Genomic DNA, 15,413 nt, shown 5'->3' on the forward strand with positions numbered 1-15,413 from the left:
ACCGCAGTGGCCTGTCGACGAAAGTGGCGGCGCCGCGCATGTGTCTCATGAGACACAACAAAGTCTGGAGAACGATGGGCACAGGATGGTGCTGCGCCGTACCGGGGAAGTGTGGTGCTGTACGCGCGGATCGTCACCAGCCACTGGATGGACCTCGCGACCGCCGGTATGCACGCCCTGGCCCCGGGGACGGTGCTGGACGGCGTTATGTGACCTGTACGGGTGTCTCAGCCCCAGGGTGTCTCAGGTGGCGTACGTCCGTAGACGAGACGCGCTCGTCGCCGATGGTTCGGGGAGCCGAGGAAGGCAATAGGGCCGTGCGGCCGTCGGCACGGCGCGGATAACCCGCGCGAATGAAGCGGATTCAGCGAGCGGCCGGCGCGGTCGTCGGCTCAGCGGTGGGCGACGCCCTGGGCGCCCCCTTCGAGTTCGGCCCCCCGGGAGTGTTCTCCGCGCGGTTTCCCGCGCCCGGTGCTGGTGGCGAGATGTGCGGAGGCGGTGGCTGGGACCCCGGCGAGGCCACTGACGACACGCAGATGGCCGTCCTGGTCGCGGAGTCCTTGCTGGAGCGGAGCGGACTGGATCTGCCGGACATCTTCGCCCGCTTCCAGCGTTGGGCGGCATCAGAACCGAAGGACATCGGCTTGCAGACCGAAGACGTCCTGACCAACGGCATGCCCTGGGACCTGGCCGCCGCGATCCATTTCCAGGTCAACCCGCGCCCTCGCGCCGCAGTACCGTCACCAGCTTCCTGAAGGCACGGGGGCTCAGCCTGGTGAACGGGGCTGTCCAGGACGGCTCGGACGCCGTGATTACACCAGCCACACCAAGATCATCCCACTTGCCGAGGCTGCCCTGTGTCCTCGATCCTGTGCTCGGCAAGCAGGAGGGCACATGGGACTGGTTCTTTTCCCGGGCGACGGGGACAACAGCAGTCTGGATGTCTCCTGGTCCTACAGCGGCTTTGCCGCGTTCCGGCGGCGTCTGGCCGAGACCGAGGGGATCGTCCTCTCCGAGATGTGGGGCTTCGGCGGCGAGCGCCCGTGGAGCGAGGCGTCCACCGCTCTGGAGTCACTCCTCGATCATCCGGATGACGGCGGTGACGACCTCTCGCCTTCCAAGTGCGCGTCGATTCTGGTCCGGCTGGAGGCGATCACCAATCAGTGGGCACGGGAGGGCGGCGACCAGCTCCTCCAGCAGCACATCAAGGACGCCCGCCAGCTGGCGAGTGTCCTGCGGCTCTGTATCGACAAGAACGTCCCGCTGGTCTTCCTCTGAAGCCCACCACCACGGAACCCACTTACGGGACAACCCTTACCCGGACCGAAAGCGCATGCGAGCAACTCCGCGAGGACCTCGCGCTGCTCCTGGGCGGGCTTGTCCCACCGGGGCCTGGTGGTGGAGACTCACATGCCCAGCTGGACCGGCGTCCCGTCCGGCAACTCCGCGCTCGGCCGCCGTCGCCCGGGGTTTTGCGTTCGGATCAGGCACTACGAGGCCTCGGACGTTGTGAGAGGGAGATCAAGGAATCTCTTCGAGCAGTCGGATGAGCGCCTGCAGTTGAGGGGTCAGTTCGTCCTCGTCCAGCCCGTCCGGCATGGGTGGCCTTTCCGGTGCCTTTCCGAACGTGGGCGTCGTGTTGGCGGCCCGCCAGGCGATGGCCGGCGCGCGGACGTCGCCGCCGGCCAGGTCGTCACGCAGGGGGAGGAGTTCCTCCAGCCAGGGACGTGGGTCGTAGTACAGGTAGGAGAGCTCGCCGTCTTCCTCCCCACGGTGGAGCTCCAGCACCAGGTCGTCGTCGACGATGGTGCTCCTGACGCCGGGTCTGTCTTGGTAGGGGGCTATCCGGTTCGAGAGCGTGGCCGGGAGCCGCAGCCACAGAGTGCGTGATCCCTCCTGGCTGAAGTGGAGGCCGGCGTCGAAGTACTGGGAGACGATCTTGCCCGCAGCCCCGAAGGCCGGGTGTTCGGTGGGGTCGGACCACTGGTCGAGCACGAGGGAATCGGAGGTGACGTCAGCCCAGGGCAGCTTCGCACGCAGTTCGAGCATCTGATGCTCGGTGAGGTGGCGCCCCAGGGTCCGAAACTCGTAGTACCAATGCCTGATCCCCCGACCGCGCTGCCTCTCGCTCGGGACCTTGTCCAGCCGGGGCTGGGGGACTTTCCAGCGAATCTCCTCGCGGTACCGCGACCAGGCCATGAAGGCCCGGACGACAGCTCTCTCGTCGGTGCCGCTGCCCGGTCCGATGCCACACCCGAGGTCTCGCTTCGCCCGTTCACGGCCATCCACGTCATCGCCGTAGGCCCCTTCCAGGTACCAGCCCAGAAAAGCCGTGCGCCGCGCAGCCTGCTGCTCGTCGCCGGCCCGCCCGATCTGGGCGCGGACCGCCTTCACCAGCTCGGCACCATCGGAATGCTCGCACCGCATCCGCGCAAGCTGCACGCGGAACAGCTGCACGAGCACGCCGATGTCCCGATCGGCCTCACATCGGGCCTGATAGCTGTCCGCAGGGCCGGCCAGCCGCACCAGCACCGCAGCCGTCAGATCGCTCAGCACCCGAATGCAGGATGCCGAACACAGCACAACCTCGTACAGCTTCAGCCCCTCGCCCGCCCCGTCGCCGCAACCCCCACGCTCCAGAAACAACAGCACGCCCGCCCGCTCATCCAGCCACAACCGATGCCGGACCCCCCTGTGCGCCGCATACGCCTCAGTAATCCTGTCCAACTCTCGCGCACCAGGGCGATCACCCCGCACACGCTGCACCAGAACCTCAACGTCAACAGCCATCACCCTCGCGATGAGCCGCTGCTCCTTGCCCATGGGTTCGCCCCCCCGTCCAGCGTATGAGAGATCACTATCGTGCCAACTCGCCTGGAGCCCTGCGGCACATCAGCAGAGTTCCTCGGGCCGGTGGGAAGGGGAAGCGGTCCGCGTCCTGGACCTCAACGCCCGACACGTGCGCCCGGACTATCCCCCGCCATCCTCCGGTGGTGGGGGATTCTCCGTCTCCGGCGGACAGGCCGCGGGGCGGGGGTGGCCGTGTACGGCGTCGTCCGCCGCTGTACGTCACCGGGCTGACGTCCAGCGGCGAGCACCAGGAACACGGCGCCGTTCATGAGTTCCGGCAGCAGAAGACCTCAGGCGTGCGCATAGAGGAGGTCCTGGAACTCACCCATCTCAGCATCCGGCAGTATCAACGGCCCAACGGCGAGGTCATCGTCCTGCTCGTCGTTGCTCCCTCCAAGAGCGACCGGGAACGCGTCATCCCCATGTCCGCCGAGCTGTCCGCCGTCATCGGGGCCGTTGTCCGCCGACACCGGCGGCCAGACCATCCCGCTGCTGCCTCGTTACGATCCGAAGGAACGTCAGAGCAGCGCGCCCATGCCGTTCTTGTTCCAACGCAAGATCGGTACCAAGCACGAGGTCATGTCGGACACCACCGTGGTGAACATGCTGAAGCGCCACTGCGTCGAGCTCGCCGAACAGCACCCCGGCTTCCTTGCGACCAGCTTCACCCCGCACGATTTTCGCCGACTCCTCGCCACGGAGCTGGTCAACAGCGGGCTCCCGATCCACATCGGAGCAGCCCCACTCGGACATTTGAACCTTCAAACAACTCGTGGTTACGTCGCCGTGTTCAACGAGGACGTCGTCCGGCACTACCAGGGATTTCTCGACCGGCGCCGCCAGGCCAGGCCAGCCGACGAGTACCGGCCGGTCACCGAACCCGAATGGCTCGGCTTCGAGGAGCACTTCGACCAGCGCAAAGTCGAGCTGGGAGGATGCGCACGCCCCTACTCGACACCTTGCCAGCACGAGCACGCCTGTCTGAGATGTCCCATGATCAACATCAATCCGAAGATGCTGCCCCGCCTCGACGAGATCGAAGTCGACCTTCTGGCCCGCCGGGCCCGGGCCGAGGCAGAGGGGTGGCTCGGTGAGATCGAAGGGATCGACCTCACCCTGTCCTTCCTGCGCCAGAAGCGGGACCAGACCCGTCGACTCGCCAGGGTCGCGCCGGTCGACCTCGGCATACCCGGCATCGCACCGCGATCAGCGGCCAGGCGACAATGAGGGGATGTATTGCCTGCAGGCGGTCATCGCCACCGAATCCGTGCTCCGCGAGTTGGCCGGCTCCACCACAGAGGCGCGCATCGTTCCTCTCGGCCAGGATCTCTGGCTCTTGCCGATGACCGACGCGCTGTTCGATGCGGTCACGGTCGCCGAAGCACCCGAACTCGACGGGTTCTGGAAGGCTCCAGCGGGCTTCGATCGCCTGCTCAGCGCGTGCTCGAAGGCAGGTCCGGTGGCCTACGTCGAAGCCGACTACTTTGGCGGGGTAGGGACCCAGAACGCTCTCACCTGGGATGCAGGGAAGATAGTCCTTGGACCATTGCGCCTGGCCGAAGGGGAGTCAGCGTCGACGGCCGGCACGCCGATCTCCCAGGCGCTTCGGCGACTCGGCGCCGCCAAGGGCAATCACGTCGACGAGTTCGCCGCGGTCGGACTCAGCCGCCACCGCGACACGGACGACTGGCTCCCGCCTGGTGAGGCTTCGTGAAAATGGTTCTGCCCGCAATGGTCACGCACCGGCCTTCGGCACTCTGTGAGACCAGCAGGTCCTGCGACCAAGTGGGATGAGCTGCAGCCCGATGAAGCCGCCATGTCTCGGCATGCCCACTACCCGTCAAGCGATCGGGTGAGGGACTTCGACCGTGCGGAAATTCCCCGACCCCGCAGCGGCAGCTGCGACACAATCGCCGGATGATCGGCAACAAGACCACTCACCGCACGGTGGACGGCGTTCGCATACCTGGCACCTGGCGCCACGCCTTCATCCGCAACGGCGGCACGCACTTCCTCACCGACCTGTTCATCTACGCCGACGGGCTCATCGACTGCTGGGAACTGGTCACCCTCGAGGAGTTCCAGGACAAGCTCCGCAGCGGCTGGGTTGCCACCACCCTGCCGGACGGCGCCAAGGCATCCGCGTTCGAACTGGCCAGCTGGACCTTCAGCGAGCCCCACAGCTACCTCACCCCCGACCTGCTGGTCGCCGAGATTCGAGACACCATCGACCAGCTCAACGGGCGCCCGGATTCGACGGGCCGATGCCTCGCCGCCGTCGACACCTTCCTCGCCGACCGGACCGAGGAGAACCGCACCGCGGCCCGCAACGCCTTCCTGGCCATCCCGCTCTCGCAGCGCCGTTACGCACTGGGGGACATGGACAGCAAAGACTGGCCGCTGCGGGTGCTGGTGGCGGGACCCGGCGAGGAGACGTACATCCCGGCCGAGGGGCCGATCATGCAGGAGGACTACGACAGGGCCGTCGCCTACTTTGAGGAACGGGCGCGATGGGCCGCTGAACGGGCCACGCGCGTCCCGGCGGACGGACCAGTGACCTCCTTCGCCCCGGCGATCAAGCTGTATCACACGTATCCGAGCAAACCGGTCGATGCCCCGGGATTCCGGGGCCTGCGCAACGGCTACCCGGCCCCGATCGTCGTCGGCGAGGTCAGCTACCCATCTGCCGCCCACGCCTACTGGGCGCTGTCAGTCGCTGATCCCGAGGTCCGGACCGCGATCGCCACGGCAGAGACCCATGCCGCCGCACGCAAGGCCGCGACCGCGGCAGCACAGCGTGAGGGCTGGCAGCACGCCCGCACCGCGGTGATGGCGGCCCTACTGCGCGCGAAGTACGACCAGCACCCCGACCTGGCCGAGATCCTGCTGACCACGAACGACGCCACCGTGATCTACGACGACGCCGACTCGGGCTTCTGGGGGGACAACGCCGGACGCGGCCGCAACTGGGCAGGCCGCCTCCTAGAACTCGTCCGCTCGGAGCTGCAGGCACAGCGGGCCGGAATCGCAGGGCTGTGACGGGCCGCCCGCCGCTCGAATCCGAGCTGCGACTGCTCGATGCGGAGCGACCACTTCGTCGCTGACCCGTGGTTGATGGAGCGCTCCATCAACCACCAGCTCCCGCTTGACTTAGAGCGACCGGCAAATGGTGGGCGGGGCTGCCCAGCCGGGCCCGAACGCAAGGCAGGCACGAGCCTGAGTGATCATGGAGTTCTTGACGCTCAGTGATCACCCGGAGGGCTCGTGCCTGCGGTCCCATCATGCCTTTTGGAACCCCTGTGGGACCAATTCGCCGCTCTGCTGCCCGTGCGGAACGAATACGCCGAGAGCCATCCGCTGGGTTGTCACCGGCGACGGGTTCCAGACCGGACCGTCTTCAAGTACATCGTGCTCGCGCTGGTCCACGGCTCCGGCTACGAGCGGATCGCTGGCGCCGGATGCTCCGACCGAACGATCCGACGCCGCGTCAAACAGTGGGCTGAACTGGGGATATCCGAGAAGGTCCATGCCCTCGCACTCGAGGCCTACGACCGCATGATCGGCCTCGGGCTGAGCGAGATCTCGGTGGACGGCTGCATCACCAAGGCCCCGTCCGGCGGTGACAAGGCCGGGCGGTCACCGGTGGACCGGGGCAAGCAGGGGCTGAAACGCTCCGTCGCCTCCGATGCCTGTGGTGTCCCGCTCGGGATCGTCTCCGACGGGGCCAACCGGCACGATTCACCCTTGCTCGGCCCCACCCTGGACGCGGCGCAGGCGCAGGTCGGCGCGATGCCGGAGACCGTCAACGTCAACCTCGACCGCGGCTACGACAGCGCCAAGTCCCGTTTACTGATAGCCGAGTTGGGTTTCACGGCCGAGATCGCCCGCAAGGGAGTGCCCGCCCCGATCCAAGCCGGCAAGCGCTGGGTGGTCGAGCGCACCCACTCGTGGATGAACGACTACGGCAAGCTCCGGCGCTGCACCGAGAGGAGCGGCGAGGTCGTGGACTTCTACCTCTACCTCGCCGCCACTCTCGTCACGCTCCGCATGCTCATCCGACGCTCGACGAGCCGCTACCGCTGGGACGGCCGCCCCACCACCCGACGCCTCAAGTGATCCATTTGCCGGTCGGTCTTAGCGCTGGGCGATCACGGTCTGGCAGGCGTGCAGTGCGGCGGCGAGCAGGTGGACGGCTTCGCCGTCGGTGCGGGACCCGCGCACGGTCTTGCCGTCGACGGCCAGGCCGACCAGCGTGTCACCGGGTTCGTCGACCCGGTCGGCGGCGTATCGGGCGAGCCAGGCGCCCGCTGCGTCGTCCAGGGCGTCGCCGTCCAGGCGGGCGAGGAGTCGTTCCAGCGTGGAGGAGTTCGGTGTGCTGGAGGTCAGTCCGAGTCGTGTCCCCAGGTCGGTGTCGGTATCAGCGGCGAAGCGGGCGATGGCGGCCAGGGACGTGGCTCCGCCGAGGACGGCGACCAGGCACAACGCGAGCAGGGAGCCCAGGCGGTAGCAGCGGCCTCGAACTCGGCGAGGATGGCACGCGAACGCGACCCCTGTTCGTGATCAAAGGCTTCGACCACCTTGATCATCAGGGGTCGCGTCTCTCGTTGCCGAACCGGGCGAATCGCCCCGCTGCCGGCGTCGGATGTGGCCGTGGATGTGAAGCGCCGGGCACCGAGAGATCATCAGCTTCACCTCTGGGCCGCAGCGCAATAGAAGGCAGCACGCCTCCACGTAGGTGACGTCCTCCTAACAGGCCACAACACGGCGCGAACGCTGCGTAGTTCGTAGGTATCTCTCTCGACGTGTCTGCAAGGTGGCCTCAGTTGACCTGCTTCCTCGGATGCGAAGATGCGCTCGGCGCTCGGCGCCCGGGTCTCGGTGGCGCCGTGGGTCCTGGGAAGTTCGTTGATCCCCAGGAATTGAGCTCAGCCTGTGCCGCCGCCCCAGACGTGCCTCACTTGCCTCACACGACTATCTGTCGACTACCAGGAAGTTCGCTTAACAACCCTAGATATGGGGTGCTCGGTGTTTCTTGCCCGGGCGCCCCGCCGCTGCTGTAGGTTCCGCGCTTCGGCGTCCAATTCCAGGCTGTCATGTCCAGCCGATGCCCAATTGGACAAGTCGCATGGAAGTGCTGGCCAGCGCGTTCACTCTTTCGGGCTATCTCGTGGTCGTCGCGGAGACAGCGGTCACGTCCTGGAGTCACCGTGGTCGTGGCGGTTGATGGGGGCTGCGGGAGGCGTGTCCGTGGGAAGTGTTGTTTCGACAGCAACGTTACGAGCGAGGCACGTAGGCGGGCGTGCGTTCGCGGAGTGTGCCTTCAGCGAGGCGTCGTTGAGCGACCTCTTCGAGGCGGCCCCCTGGCGCACGTTTCGCTGGCACCTGGGCCAGAGGCACTACTCGGGGTCCTTCTGGTCGGCGACAGAGCAGGCTCTGGTGATCTACGAGTCCCGGCTGGAACTGACGCGGTTGCTGTTCGCGGATTTCGACCCTGCTGTGTCCCGGATCGTCGCACAGCCGTTCCTGATGACCGCGTACGTCGATGGCGCGGTACGCAAGCACATCCCTGACTTCCTGCTTCGCACCACCAAGGGCCCGCTGGTCGTGGACGTCAAGCCGGCGCGCAGGGTGTCACGTCCGGACGTCGCCTTCACCTTCGACTGGAGCCGACTCGTCATCGAGTCGCGTGGCTGGGGCTACCAGGTGTGGAGCGAGCCGCCGGTGGCGCTGTTGGAGAACGTGCGTTTCCTGGCCGGCTACCGCCGGGCCTGGCTGTTCGACCCGATACTCCTGGACGTACTTCGGCTGGCCGATCTGAACGGCGCGACGCTGGCCGAGGCGTTCGGCTCGGTCCCGGCCTTCGATCCCGATGCGGTGCGCTCATCGGTGTTCCATCTGCTCTGGTCGGGGTGGTTGACCACGGATCTGGACCGTCCGCTGGGGTCGACGCACGTTCTGCGGCGGCGGCCGTGAACTCCGGGGCCGTGAGGCTGGGAGTCGGCACCCGGATGCTCTATGACGGCGAACTGGTGGAAGTCGTCGAGACCGCGGCGACGACGGCTGGCAACGAGGTCGTCCTGAAAGACAGACTCAGCCGGTTGCTGCGGGTATCGGTCAAGGAACTGCTGTTCTCCGACCGGGTGCAGTTCGTGCCCGATGAGCCGGGACCGTCCTCGGCCGACGACGTGGACCCGGCGGCCGTTGTGCTGTCCCAGCTGGGTCTTGAGAAACGACAGCAACTGCTGGACAGGGCTGAGCACGTCCGGGAGGTCCTCTACGGCTACCGGTCGGGCAGCCGTGAGCTGGCTGGCGAGGGTGAACCGCGTCCCGGCTACGATCCGGCGCTGCCGAAGATGGTCCGCTATCAGACCAAGGCCGACGAGCTCGGCGTCTCGGTACGCACCATCGGCCGCTGGGTGGCGGGGCTGGAGAGCGGCGGCGAAGCCGCCCTGGCGACCGCGGCGTTGAGGAAGAGCGTCCTGGATCGGTGTGATCCGCGCTGGGTGGAGACGGCGATCGAGGTGATGGTCGAGTACATCGACCAGGCCACGCCGATGCGCAAGACCGTGATCGACCGAACCCGGGCCAGGCTGGTCGCCCGTTTCGGAGAGGGCGCGGTGACGATGCCCTCGAAATCCAAGGCTTACGAGGCACTGGCACTGCTGGAGAAGCAGCATCCGACGTTCCGGTTGAGTACCAAGCGGAACAGGGACATCGCCAGCCGGCCACGGGAGGCTTACGGCAGACTGCGTGCGACCCGGCCAGGTGAGTACGTCCTGATGGACACCACCCGGCTGGACGTGTTCGCGCTGGATCCGCTGACGCTGCGGTGGGTGAACTGCGAACTGACGGTCGCGATGTGTTGGTACACGCGCTGCATCGTGGGGATGCGCCTGACGCCGGTCTCCACCAAGGCGGTGGACGCGGCTTCGGTCCTTTACCAGGCATACCGGCCGTTGCCGGTGCTGCCGAGCTGGCCGGCCGAGGCGGTCTGGCCCGAGCACGGAATCCCACGGTCGGTGCTGGTCGACCCGCGGGCAATCGAGGGGCCGATCGCGCGGGCCGCTGGGCCCGCATTGGCACCGGAGACGATCGTCATCGACCACGGGAAGATCTACGTCTCGGATCACCTGACCAGCGTCTGCGCGCGGATGGGGATCTCCATACAACCGGTCCGGCTTCGTACGGGCCGGGACAAGGGACCGATCGAGAGATTTTTTCGGACCCTGCGTCAGGACCTGCTCTACGGCTTGCCCGGCTACAAGGGCCCTGACATCTTCTCCCGCGGGGTGGATCCGGAGGGAGAGGCGTTCTTCTTCCTCGACGAGCTCGCCGACAAGATCCGGCAGTGGATCGCGGCGGTCTACCACCACAAGCCGCACCGCAGTCTCGTGGAGCCGGGGGTTCCCGGCCTGCGGTTGTCCCCGGCGCAGATGTTCGCACACGGCATGGCCAGGGCTGGCTATATCGAGGTGCCCCGGGATCCACATCTGGGCTTGGAGTTCCTGGAGACCTCCTGGAGGACGATCCAGCCCTACGGGGTGGAGATCGAAGGGTGCCGCTACGACGGCGCGGGGCTGCCCAAGGACGGGCGGCCGAGTCCCTACCCGAATGGGCTGTGGCCGTTCCAGGTCAACCCGGACGACATCACCCGTGTCTACTTCCGGGACCAGGACCGGCACTGGCGCGTCCTGCGCTGGGAGCACGCCCCGGTTCTGAGCATGCCGATGAGCAGGGACGCACTGCGATATGGACGCGGACTGGCCGCGAAGCAGTACCGGCACCCCAACGACCGTCTGGTGACGGCCGACTTGTTCGAGCGGTGGAATCTGGGCTTCGGCCAGACGCTGGCCGAGCGGCGGATGGCGTTGCGCATGGCCCGCGATCAGGCGGCGTTCGTAATCGACATCGAGGACGACAAGCCCGTGGCCGAGGATTTAGGACCGCCCGCGCAGGAGATCGGCGATGACGACGCGGCCGACTTCGAGGACTTCGACGGCGGCACCGACCTCGACGAGGACGCCTTCTACGCCGACGCCCTGGAAGACCTGTGACCACGGCGGAGGCTAGCCCGGAGGCATCGGAGGATCCGGCGTGGCGCGCGTTGCCCCTGGACAACCTGACGCTCACCAGGAAGGAAGGCTTCGCGGCGTTCGCCGAGGCGAAAGAGACACCCGCTCCGCCCATACTCACCATGGCGGACCTCAAGACGCTCGATCCGCAGGCGCTCGACCACTACAACGATGACCGCCGCAGGTTCCTCGCCAACCTGCGGCCGATCAAGACTATGCAGGCCCGGGAGCTCTCTGCGGACCTCACCGACATCTTCGATGCGGGGGTGCACCAGCCCAGCTGGCAGGCCAAGGGCATGGCCGCGATCGACGCGTTCCCCGGCTTGGGCAAGACCACCGTCGGTCTCTCGTTCGCCAAGAAGGTGCACAACACCCTGATCAGCAAGCACGGGCGGTTCACCGAGGCCGGGCACGAGCGCTGGCCCGTGATCCGGGTCGGCATGATGGGCGACACCAGGGTCAAGGACTTCAACTGGGCGATGCTGGAGTTCTTCGCCCACGCCGGGCGCAACAGCGGCAGCGCCAACTCGTTCCTGTCGCGCGCCCTGGACTGCGCTGTGTCCTGTCAGTCACGGCTCTTGCTGGTGGACGACCTGCAGTTCCTGCAGTTCCGCTCCCGCCGCGGGACCGAGCTGGCCAACCAGTTCAAGACGATCGCCAATGAGTTCCCGCTGATGATCCTGTTCATCGGCCACGACCTTGAGGGCAAAGGTCTCTACGACGATCCACAGCTCGCCCGGCGGATCACGCCGCTCGGACTCCAGGCATTCAGCATCGAACACGAGGTCGGGCGAGAGCAGTGGCGGCGCTTCCTGCTCTCCCTTGAGCAGCGTCTGGTCCTGGCCAACAAATACCCCGGGATGCTCGCCGATGACTTGTCCGACCAGCTCTACGCCCGCTGCAGCGGGCACATCGGCTCGCTCATGTCGCTGATCAGGCTCGGCTGCCTTCGCGCGATGCGCACCGAGCAGGAGCGCCTGACCAAGGACCTGCTCGCCCAGGTCAAGCTCGACTGGGCAGCCCAGCAGCAGCTGGCCGAGTGGGAGGCGTTCCTTGCCTCCGGAAAGGCGACCAGCAAACCGAACAAGGGCAGAAGGCGGCGTTGACGGCGATGCCCCGGACGCTGCCCATCCGGCTGCCCCCGCTCCCGGGCGAGGCCCTGAACTCGTGGCTGGGCGCCCTCATGCGCCGCAGCAACATCAGCCTGCGCGACCTGCTCATCGCCGCTGGATCGCCGTTCCCCACCCGAACCGACCACACACCGGACTACACCACCTACCTCACCCCCGAGGAAGCCGACCGGCTCGCCCACATCACCGGCACCGACACGAGGCTCCTGCACGCCATGACACTGCGCCGCTACGACGGCTACGCACTCGCGTTGCACGACACTCGCCGGGTGGTACGTCGTGTCAGACTCTGGGGCCGCAGCATCGGCTCCCGATACTGCCCGCGGTGCCTGGCCGAAGGCGCCGGCCGCTGGCCCCTCCGCTGGCGTCTGACCTGGTCGATCGCCTGCCCCCGGCACCAGGTGCTGCTCGCGCACGCCTGCCCGGTCTGCGGCCGATGGCCGCACCGCCGCCCCTCCAACAGCCACCAGGTCCGCCAGCACGAATGCTCGGCACGGGCCCGCGACGGGCGGACATGCCGAGCCGACCTGACGCAAAGCGAGGTCATTCCGTTGCCGTCGGACAGCCCAGTCCTTGACGCGCAGGAATGGATCAACGGCTTGCTGAGCCGGATCGAGGCCGGCGACGACGATCCCTGCCTGCATGACGCCTTCACCGATGTCACCGCTATCGCCGCCCGCAGTCTCCTGCGAGCCGAGCCGGGCGACTTCACCGACTGCGGTCCGCAGATCGAGCGGGCACGCCAACTCCACGGGAACAGTGCCCTCTACGCGCCGGTCGACGCGGCTGTGATCGCTGGCCCCTTCAGCGTGGCGGTCGGGATTGTCCGTGGCCCTCTCGCTGAGGCCGCCTTCACTGCCATACGCACCCTGGTCGACCGCGAGGTCGCGGTCATGCCGAAGGGACCGACAGAGCAGATACGCCGCGGCATCACACGGCTGGCCTCTGCCGATCTGGAACAGCAGTTCTGGCGAGCCGCCGACCCCCACCTGGCCATAGGTCCCCGGCTTCGCTACCGCACCTGCACCGCCCGGCCCCGTGTCCCGCAGCACCGCGACCACACGGTCATCATGCGGACGCACTCGCTGCCACAGTTGCTCTGGCTGGACTGGGCTCTGCTTCTGTTCCCCCCGCAAACCAATCTCGCCGGCCGCTACAACTACCACTTCTGGCGCGCCGCCCTGTCCGCCGCCGTCATGCTCCCCGGCTGGTGGCAGCAGCGCTACGACCTCGCGACCTCGCTCCTGCACGGCAATCGGCCGATTCCCTTGGGACAATTCCTCCCCAAAATCGCCCCGGCCGGCACCGGTCTGCCCACCGCGATCTGTCTTCTCGCCGAGTATCTCGACCAACACCCAGCACCCATCGACTACGCCCGTCGGCGGAAGTTGAAGGGCAGCGACCTGCTGCCCGAGGCCATCTGGATCGACATTCGCCACCGGACCGGCGCCCCGCCTGACGACCAGTACCGACTCACAGCGGTACGCCGATACCTCTACCAGCGCCTGACCGGCTCTGACCTCTACTCGCCCTCTGGTTCCCTGAACCTGGACTCCACCGACAAGACCCGGAACCTGCCGGTCATCATGACGCCGTCGCTCCTGGAGGCTCTGGAAGAGCACGCCGCGCACTACCTGGCCTCGCACGGCATCGATGAGCCCGTCACCTGGTCACCGCCTTTGGCGCTGGTCGACCACCTCGACCTACCAGGCCGAGGCATGCGCCTGCCCGATACCGAGCACGCATCCAAGCTGATCAGAAGCCGCCTGCCACCGTCCGCCGCCGCCAGTGCGCTCGGCACCAGCCTTGAGCACCTCAGGATCGCCTTCGAACCCCGGAACCCAACGCCGGGGCCCTGGCCGCGGCATCGACCAGATCGCTGCGAAAGAGTTGAAGAACCCGTGCCCGAGGACACCCGTGCCACCTCCGACACCGTCGAGGACGAGCATTGTGCGGCCCTGATCGACCGAGTGCGTTCGGACGAAGCCCGTGCCAGGCCGTCGGACAGGACCACGGCCAAACGGACTCCAGCCCAGGTGTTGCGCGAGACGAGAAAGCGCGACAGCGAGATCAAACGAGGCCGCGTACTCAAGGCCCTCGACGAGATGGTCGCAGCCGGAGAGAAGATCACCTTCCTCGGACTCGCTCGAACTGCGCGGGTCTCGAACTGGCTGGTATACGCCGAGGGACTACGCGAGCGCATCGAGGAGGCGATCGAGAAACAAGGCAGGGCCGTTCGCGAAGTGGAGGCAGGCTCAGGCACCTCAGCCGAATCGCTGAGGGCCGACCTGGAATTCGCCACAGCCGAACTCAGAACCTTGCGCGCGGAGCGCGACCGACTCAAGGCGGACATGACCCGGCTGCAGGAGGCGTTGAAGGAGACCAAAGAGAAACTGGAGGCCGCGCTGAAGGAGTGTGCCCTGGAGTCCTAACTCAGACACCAGACGAGTAGCAGACGCGCTCAGACGGGAGGCGGTACCGTCATGCGATTGCCCACTCCCGACCAGAAGGCGACCGCATGACGACCTGGTCCTACGACCCCCGGTTCCCCTGGGACGAGCACGACGAAGCCCTCCGGACCAGCTACCGCGACGAGCTACAGGGACTGATAGCCCAGTTCGCCCGGGGAGAGATCGATTACGCAGACCGCGAGTTGCGGGTCTCGTCTCAGCTCACGCGGACGAATTTGCGCCGGTACACCGACCCCGACCCGCCGACGAACCGCCTCTACGTCGCAGGCTTCCACGGTGGACACGGGTGGTACGTGAAGGCAGGGAAGGCCGCCCCCGGCGTCTGGGAGAACCGGGTCAAGCAACACCGCAGGATCGCCCGCGTTCACGGCTACGTCGCAACAGGACTGTGGGTGTCGCCGTGGCTGGAGCCCTCCTAGGTCAGCGGAGGCGAGACCCAGCTACTCAACTCGCTCTACTCAGAGTGCATGCGCATCGCCCACAGCCACGCCATACCTGAGGAGGACCGGCACGACTCCCGACGCGACGGCGAGTACTTCATCGGCATGCACTTCGACGAGGCCGAGCCCGTCGCCGAGAACGTCATCCGAATCCTTGCGGAACACCCGGTGTAGAACAACTGGAGGCTACCGGCGGGTTACTTGCTGCCTGATGTCTGAGCTAGAACTCCGGGGCCGAGAACAGCCGCTCGCTTCCAAGACACCGTCCGGGGGAAGCGACACGACCCGGAACGATCAAGGTGACACGGCGCGCGGACTCAGCGGAACGCACAGCTCACGGACTCGCCATATGACATCGGAACGCGGAACCTACACGCGAGGTGTCCGAGGTGTATGTCGGCCTCCTCCAGCCGGTCCCCGGTCCTGAAGGTCGTCGATCTGCTTGCGGAG

The 15,413-nt window shown here is 67.0% G+C and carries 13 protein-coding genes and 3 pseudogenes; 12 read left to right on the top strand and 4 right to left on the bottom strand.

Going from position 1 to position 15,413, the window contains the following annotated elements; all coding sequences use genetic code 11:
• Nucleotides 1–353: 353 nt before the first annotated feature.
• Nucleotides 354–716 (top strand): annotated as a pseudogene (locus OHA98_RS40205) (ADP-ribosylglycohydrolase family protein); the annotation flags it as partial.
• Between the two features lies 1 nt (nt 717).
• Here the strand turns inward: OHA98_RS40205 and OHA98_RS40210 are convergent.
• Nucleotides 718–825 (bottom strand): annotated as a pseudogene (locus OHA98_RS40210) (IS5/IS1182 family transposase); the annotation flags it as partial.
• A gap of 69 nt (nt 826–894) precedes the next feature.
• On the opposite strand from OHA98_RS40210, the gene OHA98_RS40215 reads away from it, so the two are divergent.
• The gene (locus tag OHA98_RS40215) at nt 895–1,278 is read left to right on the top strand and encodes a hypothetical protein (RefSeq protein ID WP_266933191.1); all 384 of its coding nucleotides are present in this window, start codon (nt 895–897) and stop codon (nt 1,276–1,278) included.
• Nucleotides 1,279–1,521: 243 nt separating this feature from the next.
• Here the strand turns inward: OHA98_RS40215 and OHA98_RS40220 are convergent, their stop codons facing one another.
• Nucleotides 1,522–2,823, bottom strand: coding sequence for a hypothetical protein (locus tag OHA98_RS40220; protein WP_266933192.1), 1,302 nt, complete (start codon nt 2,821–2,823; stop codon nt 1,522–1,524).
• Nucleotides 2,824–3,140: 317 nt separating this feature from the next.
• The gene (locus tag OHA98_RS40225) at nt 3,141–3,335 is read right to left on the bottom strand and encodes a hypothetical protein (RefSeq protein ID WP_266933194.1); all 195 of its coding nucleotides are present in this window, start codon (nt 3,333–3,335) and stop codon (nt 3,141–3,143) included.
• Between the two features lie 49 nt (nt 3,336–3,384).
• On the opposite strand from OHA98_RS40225, the gene OHA98_RS40230 reads away from it, so the two are divergent.
• From OHA98_RS40230 to OHA98_RS40245, 4 genes are all read left to right on the top strand, one after another.
• Nucleotides 3,385–4,077 (top strand): tyrosine-type recombinase/integrase, encoded by a 693-nt coding sequence (locus OHA98_RS40230; protein ID WP_266933196.1) that lies wholly within the window; start codon nt 3,385–3,387, stop codon nt 4,075–4,077.
• A 4-nt stretch (nt 4,078–4,081) separates the two neighbouring features.
• Entirely contained in the window at nt 4,082–4,564 is a 483-nt protein-coding gene (locus OHA98_RS40235; RefSeq protein ID WP_266933198.1) for a hypothetical protein, read from the top strand.
• A gap of 203 nt (nt 4,565–4,767) precedes the next feature.
• On the top strand, nt 4,768–5,889 hold the full coding sequence (locus OHA98_RS40240; RefSeq protein ID WP_266933200.1) for an NADAR family protein: 1,122 nt from the start codon (nt 4,768–4,770) through the stop codon (nt 5,887–5,889).
• Nucleotides 5,890–6,114: 225 nt separating this feature from the next.
• Nucleotides 6,115–6,966 carry an IS5 family transposase gene (locus OHA98_RS40245; protein ID WP_266933202.1) on the top strand — a complete coding sequence of 284 codons (852 nt, stop codon included), beginning with the start codon at nt 6,115–6,117 and terminating at the stop codon, nt 6,964–6,966.
• Between the two features lie 18 nt (nt 6,967–6,984).
• On the opposite strand, the pseudogene OHA98_RS40250 reads toward OHA98_RS40245, so the two are convergent.
• Nucleotides 6,985–7,368 (bottom strand): annotated as a pseudogene (locus OHA98_RS40250) (transposase family protein); the annotation flags it as partial.
• Between the two features lie 816 nt (nt 7,369–8,184).
• Between OHA98_RS40250 and OHA98_RS40255 the strand changes: the two are divergent.
• The 6 genes from OHA98_RS40255 to OHA98_RS40280 all read left to right on the top strand — a co-directional run bounded on the left by OHA98_RS40255 (nt 8,185) and on the right by OHA98_RS40280 (nt 15,137).
• Nucleotides 8,185–8,823 (top strand): TnsA-like heteromeric transposase endonuclease subunit, encoded by a 639-nt coding sequence (locus tag OHA98_RS40255; protein ID WP_266933204.1) that lies wholly within the window; start codon nt 8,185–8,187, stop codon nt 8,821–8,823.
• Nucleotides 8,824–8,834: 11 nt separating this feature from the next.
• Nucleotides 8,835–10,904, top strand: coding sequence for a transposase (locus tag OHA98_RS40260; RefSeq protein WP_266933206.1), 2,070 nt, complete (start codon nt 8,835–8,837; stop codon nt 10,902–10,904).
• Complete coding sequence (locus OHA98_RS40265) at nt 10,901–12,028, top strand: TniB family NTP-binding protein (protein ID WP_266933207.1); 1,128 nt, start codon at nt 10,901–10,903, stop codon at nt 12,026–12,028. Before OHA98_RS40260 ends, OHA98_RS40265 begins: the two co-directional genes overlap by 4 nt.
• Nucleotides 12,029–12,033: 5 nt before the next feature.
• A complete protein-coding gene (locus tag OHA98_RS40270) occupies nt 12,034–14,484 on the top strand; it encodes a DUF6262 family protein (RefSeq protein ID WP_266933258.1) in 2,451 nt (816 codons plus the stop codon).
• 86 nt (nt 14,485–14,570) lie between these two features.
• A complete protein-coding gene (locus tag OHA98_RS40275) occupies nt 14,571–14,942 on the top strand; it encodes a hypothetical protein (protein ID WP_266933209.1) in 372 nt (123 codons plus the stop codon).
• 48 nt (nt 14,943–14,990) lie between these two features.
• Complete coding sequence (locus OHA98_RS40280; RefSeq protein WP_266933211.1) at nt 14,991–15,137, top strand: hypothetical protein; 147 nt, start codon at nt 14,991–14,993, stop codon at nt 15,135–15,137.
• Nucleotides 15,138–15,413: the final 276 nt, after the last annotated feature.

This window comes from Streptomyces sp. NBC_00654, assembly GCF_026341775.1.
In the GTDB taxonomy this organism is placed as follows: domain Bacteria; phylum Actinomycetota; class Actinomycetes; order Streptomycetales; family Streptomycetaceae; genus Streptomyces.